Here is an 11410-nt window from a genome sequence, read left to right as displayed (position 1 = left end):
CGATCTGCTTTGTCCGACCCAGGCCAATGCCTCAGGTCAGCTCCATCGGCATGCGCAAATGTTTGAACATGAGCGCCGCGCTGTGCAAGCGCCCTTCGGCGCAAGCGGCGTAGGCGGGGATCTCACCGGCGCGCTGCCAGCCCAGATGGGTGTAGACCGCCTCGGCCTGTGAGCCGGCGGGGGTTTCCAGCACCAGCAGTTGGCGGCCGCGCTCCAGGGCCGTGCATTCCAGGCGGCTCATCAAGCGGCTGGCCACGCCCCGACCGCGGGACTGGCTATGCACCATCAGCCCGCGTACTTCGCCACGATGGTGCGCGTTGAGTTGGGGGCACATGAACAATTGCACGGCACCGTGCAGGCGTGGGCGCTCGTCATGGTCGTCGCAGGCGACCCAGAGTTCTTCCTGCGGGCCCAGCCGGGCCAGCACGCCGCGCCAGAAGTCTTGCGCCGCACCCGTGGACAAGGGCGCCAGAAAGCCCAGGCAGGCGCCGCGGTGCACGCTGTCGATCAGCAACTCACACAGCTGGGGCAAAAGCTCCTCATCCCTGTTTGAGAGCCTGCGCAGGCGCAGATTCAGGCTGGGCCCGGGTGTGGCCGCCACCCGTGGCACGGTGCGGGCACTGACGGCTGCGGCGCGGGCGGGTGTGGAGGGCAAGAAGCTGCTGATGAAGCTGGAGGGACTGCTGAGCCTGAACATGGGTGTGTTGGGGCAAGGTGTGGGGGTAAACATGCATTGCAAGCCCCGTGCCAGCTCCGGCCAGTCTCAGCGTGAAAAGCTAGATTTCCAAGCCCGGTTCGGCCATCAAGCGGCCACGGCCGCCGTGTTTGGCCTCGTAGAGGGCAATCTCGGCGCGCCGCATCAGGTCGTCGACATGGCGGTCGCCATGGCGTAGCTTGGCCCAGCCGGCGCTGAAATTGAGCTCGAAGCCGAGTTCTTCCTTCGCGCGCTGCGCCAAGGCCTCGCGCAAGCGTTTGTCCAGGGCTTGCGGTCCTTGGCCCTCGCAGCGAGCCATCAGCACACCAAATTCCTCGCCACCCACACGGCCGGCCAGGTCGCCTAGGCGCATTTGTGCCTGCACGCAGCTGCCAAACAAGGCCAGGGCCTTGTTGCCGGCCTCCAGGCCATGGCTGGCGTTGATGGCGGACAGGTGGTCGATGTCCAGCACCATCAAGGCCAGCGGCTCCTGGTGGCGCCGCGCCATCGAGATCATGTCGACCGAGCGGGCCGCAAAAGCGCGGGCGTCGCACAAGCCCGTCAGGCCATCGGTCTGGGCCAGACGCGTCAGCACCAACTCGGTCTCGCCACGCCAGGCCAGCACCAAGCCCAGCAAGGTGCAGGTGAGCGTCCAATGCAGGCCCAGCGCCAACCAGGTGTTGATGCCCGAGGGGCCCAGCGGGCTGAGCATTTGAACGTCAACCAAGCCCATACCGCCGCGCAGCAGGCTCAGCACCGTGGCGGGCACGATGGCCGCCAGCAAAAGTGCACGCCAGCGCCGGTTGTCCAGGCCCGGCGTGGTGTTGGGCCAGGCCTTGGCTTGACGGCGCTGCTGTCCGAGCGCTTTGTCGGGGCGAATCAGGCTCAGCGCCAGCATCACCAATTGCACAGTGAGCCAGGCATGTGCCCAGGCCGTGCGAAAGCCACTGTCTTCAAATTGCAGGGCATAGACCGGCGGCATCAGCAGCGGCGCCAGGATCAGCAAGGCGCGGCCCGGTTGCGGGCCCAGCCACAGCCGCAAAGCCCACCACAGCAAGCTCAGGCTGAGGCTGAAGGCCGCCATCGACAAGCTCAAGAGCAAGCGCTCGTGCCCGCCGCCTGAGCTCGCCAGCAAGCACCAGCCACCCGCTTGCAATAGCAAAAATCCCACCGCTAGCCGCGCCGCCACGCTGGCATGCCGCCCCACCAGGATCAGCATCAACAAGGCGGCGGCCAAGCCTTGCAGCAAGAGCAGATTGAACAGCGTCGGGTTGTCGAAGGCCATGGTGGGTGTGAGCTGGGTCTGAGGGATTCTCTACTGGAAGGCCACTTCCGCAAAACTGCGCAGCTTGCGGCTGTGCAACTGCCCCAGGGAATTGGCGCGCAGCAAGTCCAGCGCCCGCAGGCCGATGCGCAGATGCTGGTCGACCCGGGCGCGGTAGAACTGGTCCGCCATGCCGGGCAATTTGATCTCACCGTGCAACGGCTTGTCGCTGACGCACAGCAAGGTGCCGTAGGGCACGCGGAAGCGGAAGCCGTTGGCGGCGATGGTTGCACTCTCCATGTCCAGCGCGATGGCGCGGCTTTGGCTGAAGCGCCGCTCCGGGCCGCCATGCCTGTCGTTGGGCAGCAGCTCCCAGTTGCGGTTATCGGTGGAGGCCACGGTGCCGGTGCGCAATAGGCGTTTGAGCTCGAAGCCGCTGAGCTGGGTCACATCGGCCACCGCTTGCTCCAGCGCCTGCTGCACTTCGGCCAAGGAGGGGATGGGCACCCACAGCGGCAGTTCCTCGTCCAGCACATGGTCTTCGCGCACATAGCCGTGGGCCAGAACGTAGTCGCCCAATTGCTGGCTGTTGCGCAGGCCGGCGCAGTGGCCCAGCATCAGCCAGGCATGCGGGCGCAAGACGGCCACATGGTCGCTCATGGTTTTGGCATTGGCGGGGCCGACGCCGATATTGATCATGCTCACCCCACTGCGGTCGCGCCGCAGCAGGTGGTAGCCGGGCATTTGCGGCAGGCGCGGCGGGATGCTGCCCGCCTCGTCGCCGGGCTCGGCCGCCAGGCCGGCGCGCCGGGTCAACACATTGCCGGGCTCGACAAAGGCGATGCAGTCGTCCCACTCGCTCGGCCGGGCCGGGTCGGGCGGCTGGCTCATCAGCTCGCGGCCCAGCCGGGTGAACTCGTCGATGTAGAACTGGTAGTTGGTGAACAGCACAAAGTTCTGGAAATGCTCGGCTGCGGTGCCGGTGTAGTGGCGCAGGCGGTGCAGGGAATAGTCCACCCGCGGGGCGGTGAACAAGGCCAGCGGCTGCGGCGCGCCAGGGCCGGGGTCGTAGGTGCCATTGGCGATGCCGTCGTCCATGGCGGCCAGATCGGGCAGGTCGAACACCTCGCCCAGGCGGCGCCGGCGCTCGGCGCTCAGATGGCCTTCGATGTGTTCATGCTCGCTCAGCGCGAAATGCAGCGGCACCGGTTGGTGGCTGGTGCCGATTTCCAGCGTCACGCCGTGATTGCGCATCAGCAGCTCGAACTGGGTCTTGAAGTAATCCGCAAACAGATCGGGGCGGGTGAGGGTGGTCTCGAACGTGCCCGGGCCCGCCACAAAGCCGTAGGCCAGGCGCGAGTCCCCATGCGTGCCGGTATTGGTGCGCAGGCGCACAAAGGGGTAGCAGGCACGCACCCGCTGGGCGCCGAAATCCTCGCCGCCGACAAAGCGTTGCAGGGCCTGGCGCAGATGCCGCAAGCTGGCGGCATAGATTTGCTGGGCCTGCGCCAGGGCCGCGTCGGGGTCACTGAAATGCTGGGGGGCGAAGAAGGGCGGGGTTAACAAGCTCATGCGCAGAGTCTCCTCGGTTTGCAGCCATTGTGGCGCGGCAAAGAGGGCTCTTTTTCGTGGCACTTTGAACCCGGACGGCGGCGGGCGCGGTTGGGGCTTTTGGCCTGGCCTCAGCAGTTGGCGTATTTCCAGTTGCGGGTCTTGCTTCAAGCGGAACGGTCAGGCTGAGCTCTAGCTCGGACGCCGGTTTCAGACCTGACCCTGCAGCAGATAGATGCTGTCCATCCAGTGGCGGCTGATGCGGTGCTGCTGCAGCCGGGCCGCCAGACCTCGCCAAGGGCAGGCAAGGTCGTCGAGAGAACTCATCGAGTGCAGCGCTGCGCCCAGCACAAAGGCATTGCTGGCCCATTGCCAGGGCGGTGCCCAGCACAGGCCCAAGGCCACCACCTGCGCGCCGGGGCGCAGCACGGCCAGGGTACGGTCCAGCGCGGCGGGGCTTTGCAAAACATCGTGGGTGAAGTGGAACAGGGCGGCATCGGCCGGCGGCAGATCGGCAGGCCACTCGACCTGCGCGGCGGGTGTGAGCAGCACCTCAGTATTGCGCCAAGCTTTGCCATGAGCCTGAATCTTGGCCCGCGCCCGCTCGGCCATGGCCGGGCATTGCTCCACGCCGGTTACCCGGCCCTGCGGGCCTACCGCCTGGCGCAGCAAGCCCAGCGACAAGCCGGTGCCGCAACCCAGGTCAAGCACGCACTGGCCCGGCTGCAAGCCAAGGCTATCGATGGCCAGGCGGCGCAGGGGCTCAAAGGCTGCCAGCTCCAGGTCGTAGACCGGCGCCCGCCAGCGGTAGAGCGATTGCATGTCTGCGTGCGCCTCGTCCTTGCAGGGCGGCACCGAGGCATCAGCGGCAGATGCAGATGCAACTGAACCGGAAGCAGCAGGTCTGGCCTTGGCATTCATATGACCAGCATAGAGCTTGCCGGCCGGACCGGGCACTCAAATTTTTGCTTTGCTTGTCGCTGGAACCGGGCTGGCTCCTGAGTCTTAACGGCGCGGCAATATGACCGTGACACACAACCCCGGCGCCGCCGGATCGGCCTGCGCCGCGGCCAGGCTGACCGTGGCCTGATGGCGCGCCGCTGCCCGCTCCACGATGGCCAGGCCCAGGCCGCTGCCGGGCTGATTGAGCCCGGGCAGGCGGAAGAAGCGCTCGAACACCTTGGCATGCATGTCTGCGGCGATGCCAGGCCCCTGGTCCCGCACGCTCAGCGTGACGCTGTCGGCAGCCTCGCTGATGCTCACCTGCACCAGGCTGCCGGGCGGCGAGTATTTGACGGCGTTGTCCACCAGGTTGTCGATCAAAGCGCCCAGGCTTTCGCGGTGCATGGGCAGCTCGCAGTGTTCCGGCGCCAGCAACTCCAGCTCGATGCCGCGGGCCAGCGCCAGTTCGCTGGCCAGCACAATGCGATCACGCGTTAGGCTGACGAGATCATGGCGGCGCAACTCGGCGCTTTCGGTGTCGGCGCCGCTGCGGGCCAGGGCCAGCAATTGCTGCACGGTGTGATTGGCACGCTGCACGCCATCGCCCAGGCGCTGCAGCGACTCCTCACGGCGCTGCGGGCTGGGCTGGCTTTGCAGCGTCTCGGCATTGAGCTGGATCACCGCCAGCGGCGTCTTCAGCTCATGTGCGGCGTCGAGCAGGAATTCGCGCTCGCGTTCCAGGCGCTGCTGCAAGCGCGCCATCAGTTGATTGACGGCCGTCACCACCGGCGCCAACTCCTCGAAAGGCGAGGGCGGCAGCGCGTTCAGCTCGGTGGCCGAGCGCTGCGCAATCTGCTCGCCAATGCGGCGCAGCGGCGCAAAGCCCGCGCGCAACAAAAACCAAGCGATCAACAGCATCAGCGGCAAGCTGTAGAACAAGGGGCGGGCGTAATAGCTCAGGCCATCGGCGCTGAAATGCCAGTCGCCCGGTACCTCTTGCCAGCGCCGCACGATCAAGTCCTGCTCGGGCGCGCGCGCTTCGATGTAGAGCCAGCGCTCATCGCTGGCGAATTTCTGCTCATCGGGCGTCAGGCGGTCGCCCATCTCGGGCGTGCCCATGCGGTGCAGCAGGCGCTCGCCCTGCCACACCTGCTGGGCGATGATGGGCGGCTCGTAGCCGATGTCTTGCCACTCCTGCTCGCGCAAATGCTCCAGCTCGGCCAGCGCGGCGTCCAGGCGCTCGGCCTGGCCGGCCCATTGCTGGGCCTGCATGCGGGCTTGCTCCGCCCACAGACGATTGGCGGCCTGGCCATTGCGGGAATGCACCACGCTGACCTCGTGGAACTCGCGCACCATCAGCCCGCACCAGCTCAGCAAGGCCACCGCCGCAAAAGCGCCGAAGGTGCGGCGGAATAGCGATTTGCGGGCCGCCGCGCCGGTCACCTCACTCATTGCCGCTCCAGCACAAAGCCAACGCCGCGCACGGTGCGCACATAGCCTTCACCGATTTTCTTGCGCAGATTGAAGATATGCACATCGAGTGCATGGTTGTCGGCGTTAGGCATGGCGCGCGCCTCCAGCTCGCGCCGCGTCACCACGCGGTCGGGCAGCTTGAGCAAGGTCAGCAGGATGGAGAACTCGGTGGGCGATAAATTGATGACCTGGCCATGTCGGCTCAGCACCATGCGGCGCTCGTCCAGGCTCAGGTCTTTGAGCCGCCATTCCTGTCCCTCGGCGTCGCTGCTGAGCAGGCCGGCACGCCGCGCTACCGCGCGCAAGCGGGCCAGCAACTCGGGCCCGGCGAAGGGTTTGACCAGATAGTCGTCGGCGCCGCTGTCCAAGCCGTGCAGGCGGTCTTCAATGCCGCTGCGGGCGGTGATCACCACGATGGGCAGCTGCTTATTGCTCTGGCGCATCAGGCGCAGCAACTCCAGGCCATTGCCATCGGGCAGGCCCAGGTCCAGCACCAGGGCGTCAAAGCCTTGTTGCTGCTCTAGCCAGTAGCGCGCCTCGGTCAAGCGCCGCACCCAGACCACGTCATGACCACCGTCTTGCAACAGGGCCTGCACCGAATGACCCAGCTCGAGGTCGTCTTCCACCAGACAGATTCGCATAGCGAGGGACTCTACCAAGGCCCGCGTTAATGCGGTCTTAAGACGGTATTGGAGAAGATGCGGCAGCCGGACGAAAACCCATGACCAGTCCGATACCAATAATGGCATCCTTGACCCGCAGGAAAGGTGTTATGTCGCGTTTCACGCATCGTCGCCATCGGCAGCTACTTGCTTGGCCAGGGGCGCTGGCCTCACTGCTGGCCTTGTTGCTGGGGGCTTGCGCCCAGCCCGGAAAGCCCGCGGTGGCAGAGGTGGCAGAGCAAGCGCAGTTCCTGCCCAGCGAAGCGCAGTTCGAGCAACTGTTCCCGCAGCGCCTGCCCTTCTACAGCTACGCAGGCTTTGTGGCGGCGGCGCGCTCATTCCCTGGCTTTGCGGGGGAAGGTTCGGCCGAGCTGCGCCGCCAGGAGATGGCGGCCTTTCTAGCCAATATCGCGCACGAGTCCGATTCGCTCAAAGCCGTGCGCGAGTACAACCAAGCCAACTACGACCATTACTGCAGTGTGGAGCGCGGCCAGACCTGCGCGCCCGGCCAGCAGTATTTCGGCCGAGGCCCGATTCAGCTCAGCTGGAACTACCAGTACTTGGCTGCCGGCCAGGCCTTGGGTGAAGACCTGTGGGCCGATCCCGACCGGGTGGCGCGCGAACCCAAGCTGGCCTGGCAAACCGCCATCTGGTACTGGATGAGCCAGCCTGGCCCGGCCACCATTCCGGCCCACCAGGCCATGGTGGCGGGCGCCGGCTTCGGCGCCAGCATTCGCGCCATCAACGGCGCGCTGGAATGCGACAAGCCAGCTGACTCCCCAGCGGCTCAGCAAATCGCCCGCCGCATTGATTTCTACCGCCGCGCAGCGGCCTTGTTCAACGTCCCGCCAGGCCCGCGCCTGAGCTGCTGAATTTGCCCCAGAAAACCAGGAGACCACCGACCATGAATGCATCTTCCCGACGCCTTTGCAGTAGCGTGCGCCTCGGCGCCATTGGTTTGGCCATCAGCAGCTTGCTGGCCCCGGCCGCCTGGGCGCAACAACAAGCAGCCGCGACAGCCGACAAAACAGACAAGGCTGAGAAAGCGGAGAAAGCTGATAAGTCCGAACTGCCCACCGTCACCGTCACGGCCACACGCATGAGTTCGGGCCTGCTGCAAACGCCGGTGTCGGTGACCGCCATCACGCAGGACAAGCTGACCCGCGAGGGCGTCACCGATGTGCGCGGCCTGGCCGGCACGGTGCCCAATTTGCAGATCTCGACCGGTGCGGATTCGGGCGTGCAAATCGCCATCCGCGGCATCAGCTCGAACAATTTCACCGAGATCGGCGACCCCGCCGTGGGCCTGCATGTGGGCGGCCTTTATTCGCCGCGTCCCCAGGGGGCGATGGCTCTGATGTTCGACCTGGATCAGGTGGAAGTCTTGCGTGGCCCGCAGGGCACGCTGTTCGGCCGCAACTCCACCGCCGGCAGCATCAACATCATTCCGGCCAAGCCCGAGTTTGGTGAGACCTACGGCAGTGCCGAACTGGACTTCGGCAGTTACAACAAGCGCCAACTCAATCTGATTCAGAACATCGGCCTGAGCGACAACTTCGCCCTGCGCGCCACCGTGATGGTGCTCAAGCGCGACAGCTGGCTGAACCAGTCGCAGGACTTCACCGACGTCAATATGCCCGAGCACGGCTTTGTGGCCGATGGCATTCCCGATGTGGACCAGCGCTACAACAGCAAGGTCAGCAAGGCCGATGCCTACAACAACAAGAACGAGTGGGCGGCACGCCTGACCGGGCGCTGGAAGATCAGCCCCGATCTGGAAGCCTCGCTGGGCTATGAAAAGTTCAAGAACAACGGCGCCGGCGACATCGGCCTGAAAGACTGCGCCCAGGCCGCCGGCACGCGCTTCGCCTGCCCGGGCGGGCAGTGGGATGTCAGCATCAATGTGCCGGGCAAGATCGATATGTCCATCGACACGGTGCGCGGCGGCTTGAACTGGAACCTCAGCAAGCACAGCAGCCTGGAATACAACTTTGCCTACGCCGACCAGCGCCGTTCGCAGCAAGGCGATGATGACTCCGGCTATCACCGCCTCTCCAGCCAGGTCACGGCCCAGTGGCCGGTTGGACCTGATGGCGACTGGGGCAGCTGGCCGGTGCGGGACGACACCTCCCGCACGCTGAGCTCCAAATACCTCTCGCTGGTGCAGGAGTTGCAGTTCAAGCAAAAGACCGAGAACCTGCAGTACGTGCTGGGCGCCTTCTGGATGCGCGAGAAGAACGCCATCGACTATGCGCAGGAGCAACTGGTCAACCCGCCTTACGGTTACCCGATCAGCCAGTACTACCAGCAGCCCAATCGGCAGATCGATGCCAAGGCCGTCTTCGGCCAGATGGACCTGAAGTTCGCCAATACCTGGACCGCCACCCTGGGCGGGCGCTACAGCCGCGACAGCAAAACCGACAAGGGCGGCAAGGTCTACGGCGGCGAATGGGACAGCACTTCGCCGGCCTACTTCAACGGTCTGTTTGATCCGGGCGTGCCCGGCGCGCCGGACTTCAAACCACCGAGCAGCAGCAATCTGACGGCCGGCATGGGCCCCTTGGCCGGCACCGGCGCCTACGCGCAATACCAGCCACCGGCGCAGAACGACAACTCGATGTCCTGGAGCAAGTTCACCTATCGCCTGGGTTTGATGAATCAGCTCACGCCGCAAGACATGGTGTTCACCTCGCTGTCCACCGGCTACAAGGCGGGCGGCTTTGGCGACAAGGACGACCGCTGCGGCGGCTTCCAATGCGCCGAAGGCCCATCGCCGCAACTCACCTTCTTCCCCTACAAGCCCGAGACGGTCACTAATCTGGAATTTGGCTACAAGGGTTTGATGCTGAATAAGCGTCTGTCCCTCTCGGCCACGGCCTTCTTCAGCCGCTACAAGGACATGCAGGTCACCGACGCCTTCTTTGCTGCCAAGGTCAAGCCTGAGCGTGATTGCACCGCCAATACCGTGGGCTGCGACATCGTGCAGAAGTGGCAGACCATCAATGTCGGCACGGTGGAGATCCCTGGCCTGGAGTTGGAGCTGGATTACAAGCCCTGGTCCGGCGCGCGCCTGGGCGGCTTCTTCACCTACATCAACTCCAAGATCAAGGACTACCCCGCTTTCAGCGACACCTGGAACTGCGACTACCGGCAGGAAAACGGCGCGCCCGCCTGCCCACCGGCCTATGCCGGCAACGACCCCACCCTGGTGGGCCGCAATATCTACGACATCACCGGCAACCACCTGCCGATGTCGCCCAAGTACAGCCTGGGCCTCAACTTCTCGCAAAGCTTCAACTTCGACGGCGGCTATGTGCTGACGCCCTGGATCGCACTGAAGTGGCAGGACAAGATGTACTTCACCCTGCGCAATCTGGACAACCCGCACATCTCCGATGCGCAAAAAGCCTTCACCAAGATCGATGCCTCGATCAAGCTGGTTTCGCCCAAAAACTGGCATGTGGAAGCCTATGTCTACAACCTCACCAATCAGTGGACCAAGAACGCCGCGGGTGATGGCGGCGGCTTTGTGAAGGCGATGTGGAATGAGCCGCGCATGGTTGGCCTGCGCGTGGGCATTGACTACTGATGTTCGGACGCCATTTGCGCGCTGGCCGCATTGCCAGCATCGATATCTTTCGCGCCCTGACGGTGCTGGTGATGATCACCGTCAATGAATGGCATCGGGTCAACGATCTGCCGGCCTGGATGCTGCATATGCCGGCGGATGTGGATGCGATGAGCTTTGTCGATGTGGTCTTTCCGGCCTTTTTGTTCATCGTCGGCATGTCCATTCCCTTCGCGCTGCAGCAACGCCTGAAGGCCGGCGATACGCCGCGCCAACTCTTGCTGCATGTGCTGCAACGGGGCTTAAGCCTGGTGTTGATTGGCGTCTTCATGGTCAACGCGGAAGACGGCTTCCATGCCGCATCTATGCCCATGCCGATTGCTCTGTGGGCGCTGCTGAGCTATGTGGCCGCCTTTGCCCTGTGGGGCTCGCTGCGCGGCGGGCCGGCCTTGGCGGGCGGCTGGCGGCTGGCCGGTGTAGCGCTATTTGCGTTACTGGCCTGGCTTTATCGCGGCGCGCCAGACGGCAGCGGCAGCATGACGACGCAGTGGTGGGGCATTCTGGGTCTGATCGGCTGGGCTTATTTGCTTGGCTGCATGGCATTCTTGCTGTGCCGGGCTCGCGTGGGCGGCCTGCTGCTGGCGCTGGGCTTGTGCATGGCTTACTTCGTCCTGCAGCGCCTGCCGCTGGTGCAGAGCAGCGACTGGCTGCGTCTGCTGTTCAGTCAGGATGGCAATGCGGTGCATGGTGGCTTGGCGATCAGCGGCAGCATCACGGCGCTGATCTTCTTCGACCAGACGCGTGCCCGCAGCATGGCGCAGCGCCTGGGCCTGGCCCTGTTGTTTGCTGCCGCGCTCGCCGTGCTGGCGGGGCTGATGCGGCCGGCGTTCAAGATCTCCAAGATCTACGCCACGCCCAGCTGGGCGCTCTACAGCGCGGCGGCTTGCGTGCTGATCTTTGCCGCTTTGCAGCTGTGGCTGGAGTGGCGGCAACGTACGGCGGCAACTTCCGTGGCCGCGCCACGCCTGCCCGGCTTGCTGGATGCGGTGGCAGCCAACCCCTTGCTGGCTTATCTGACGCCCTTCGTCGTTGAAGCGCTGATGCAGCTGCTGCACTGGGTGTGGCCGGCCTTCACTCGCAGCGCACCGTTGGGGGTGATGTTCGGCATGGCCTATGCCGTGGCGGTGGCGGCCTTCGTCAAGTTCATCGCGGCGCGTGGGGTTCGCCTGCGCATCTAGACTCCCATTCTTCAGTTT

At 65.0% G+C, this 11410-nt stretch carries 9 protein-coding genes; 3 read left to right on the top strand and 6 right to left on the bottom strand.

Annotation, left to right across the window (positions count from 1 at the left end):
• Positions 1-31: 31 nt before the first annotated feature.
• The 6 genes from AT984_RS16075 to AT984_RS16050 all read right to left on the bottom strand — a co-directional run bounded on the left by AT984_RS16075 (position 32) and on the right by AT984_RS16050 (position 6565).
• Complete coding sequence (locus tag AT984_RS16075; protein WP_231741440.1) at positions 32-730, bottom strand: GNAT family N-acetyltransferase; 699 nt, start codon at positions 728-730, stop codon at positions 32-34.
• Positions 731-776: 46 nt separating this feature from the next.
• Complete coding sequence (locus AT984_RS16070) at positions 777-1979, bottom strand: GGDEF domain-containing protein (protein WP_058720965.1); 1203 nt, start codon at positions 1977-1979, stop codon at positions 777-779.
• A gap of 30 nt (positions 1980-2009) precedes the next feature.
• Positions 2010-3530, bottom strand: coding sequence for an AMP nucleosidase (locus AT984_RS16065; RefSeq protein ID WP_058720964.1), 1521 nt, complete (start codon positions 3528-3530; stop codon positions 2010-2012).
• 189 nt (positions 3531-3719) lie between these two features.
• The gene (locus tag AT984_RS16060; RefSeq protein ID WP_058720963.1) at positions 3720-4331 is read right to left on the bottom strand and encodes a class I SAM-dependent methyltransferase; all 612 of its coding nucleotides are present in this window, start codon (positions 4329-4331) and stop codon (positions 3720-3722) included.
• A 183-nt stretch (positions 4332-4514) separates the two neighbouring features.
• Positions 4515-5903 (bottom strand): ATP-binding protein, encoded by a 1389-nt coding sequence (locus AT984_RS16055; protein ID WP_058720962.1) that lies wholly within the window; start codon positions 5901-5903, stop codon positions 4515-4517.
• On the bottom strand, positions 5900-6565 hold the full coding sequence (locus AT984_RS16050) for a response regulator transcription factor (protein WP_058720961.1): 666 nt from the start codon (positions 6563-6565) through the stop codon (positions 5900-5902). The genes AT984_RS16055 and AT984_RS16050 overlap by 4 nt, the downstream gene beginning before the upstream one ends.
• 131 nt (positions 6566-6696) lie before the next feature.
• On the opposite strand from AT984_RS16050, the gene AT984_RS16045 reads away from it, so the two are divergent.
• The 3 genes from AT984_RS16045 to AT984_RS16035 are packed head-to-tail and all read left to right on the top strand — an operon-like array spanning position 6697 to position 11392.
• Positions 6697-7458, top strand: coding sequence for a chitinase (locus AT984_RS16045; protein ID WP_058720960.1), 762 nt, complete (start codon positions 6697-6699; stop codon positions 7456-7458).
• Positions 7459-7490: 32 nt separating this feature from the next.
• Positions 7491-10175, top strand: coding sequence for a TonB-dependent receptor (locus AT984_RS16040; protein WP_058720959.1), 2685 nt, complete (start codon positions 7491-7493; stop codon positions 10173-10175).
• Entirely contained in the window at positions 10175-11392 is a 1218-nt protein-coding gene (locus tag AT984_RS16035) for a DUF5009 domain-containing protein (protein ID WP_058720958.1), read from the top strand. The genes AT984_RS16040 and AT984_RS16035 overlap by 1 nt, the downstream gene beginning before the upstream one ends.
• The last annotated feature ends 18 nt before the right edge of the window (positions 11393-11410 follow it).

This window comes from Paucibacter sp. KCTC 42545 (assembly GCF_001477625.1).
Classification (GTDB): domain Bacteria; phylum Pseudomonadota; class Gammaproteobacteria; order Burkholderiales; family Burkholderiaceae_C; genus Paucibacter_A.
This window is presented reverse-complemented; position numbering and strand designations above follow the sequence as displayed.

What these genes read in the sequence shown, in the direction of transcription:
- AT984_RS16075 (WP_231741440.1), bottom strand. Translation starts at nt 730, where the DNA reads ATGTTTACCCCCACACCTTGCCCCAACACACCCATGTTCAGGCTCAGC.
- AT984_RS16070 (WP_058720965.1), bottom strand. Translation starts at nt 1,979, where the DNA reads ATGGCCTTCGACAACCCGACGCTGTTCAATCTGCTCTTGCTGCAAGGC.
- AT984_RS16065 (WP_058720964.1), bottom strand. Translation starts at nt 3,530, where the DNA reads ATGAGCTTGTTAACCCCGCCCTTCTTCGCCCCCCAGCATTTCAGTGAC.
- AT984_RS16060 (WP_058720963.1), bottom strand. Translation starts at nt 4,331, where the DNA reads ATGCAATCGCTCTACCGCTGGCGGGCGCCGGTCTACGACCTGGAGCTG.
- AT984_RS16055 (WP_058720962.1), bottom strand. Translation starts at nt 5,903, where the DNA reads ATGAGTGAGGTGACCGGCGCGGCGGCCCGCAAATCGCTATTCCGCCGC.
- AT984_RS16050 (WP_058720961.1), bottom strand. Translation starts at nt 6,565, where the DNA reads ATGCGAATCTGTCTGGTGGAAGACGACCTCGAGCTGGGTCATTCGGTG.
- AT984_RS16045 (WP_058720960.1), top strand. Translation starts at nt 6,697, where the DNA reads ATGTCGCGTTTCACGCATCGTCGCCATCGGCAGCTACTTGCTTGGCCA.
- AT984_RS16040 (WP_058720959.1), top strand. Translation starts at nt 7,491, where the DNA reads ATGAATGCATCTTCCCGACGCCTTTGCAGTAGCGTGCGCCTCGGCGCC.
- AT984_RS16035 (WP_058720958.1), top strand. Translation starts at nt 10,175, where the DNA reads ATGTTCGGACGCCATTTGCGCGCTGGCCGCATTGCCAGCATCGATATC.